Here is a 368-nt window from a genome sequence, read left to right as displayed (position 1 = left end):
CCTGACGGGTTCGACGGCAACGACCGGCGCCGGCGGCACCACCGCCCTGACTGGCACCATCACCCTGATCGCCGCCAGCGGCACCAGTGCGACCGGCCTGGCCGGCAACGCCCAGCCCGCCGACGGCGACACGCTGACCGTCAACGGCAAGACCATCACCTTCCGTGCGGGCGCTGCCCCGGCGAGCACTGCGGTTGCGTCCGGTTCGGGCGTCAGCGGCAACCTCGTCACCGACGGCAGCGGCAACACCACCGTCTATCTCGGCACCTCGGGTACGCCGACTGCGACCGTCAACGATCTCTTGAGTGCGATCGATCTGGCGAGCGGCGTGAGGACGGCTTCGATCACCGCAGGTGCTGCGACGATCA

At 69.8% G+C, this 368-nt stretch carries 1 protein-coding gene; it reads left to right on the top strand.

The window, feature by feature from the left end:
- Positions 1-368: DUF1522 domain-containing protein (locus UP06_RS00010; protein WP_044999569.1), on the top strand; the 368-nt coding region annotated here is incomplete at both ends.

Source organism: Bradyrhizobium sp. LTSP857 (assembly GCF_000938285.1).
Classification (GTDB): domain Bacteria; phylum Pseudomonadota; class Alphaproteobacteria; order Rhizobiales; family Xanthobacteraceae; genus Bradyrhizobium.
The sequence above is the reverse complement of the archived record's forward strand: the minus strand, read 5'-3'. Positions and strand labels throughout refer to the sequence as shown.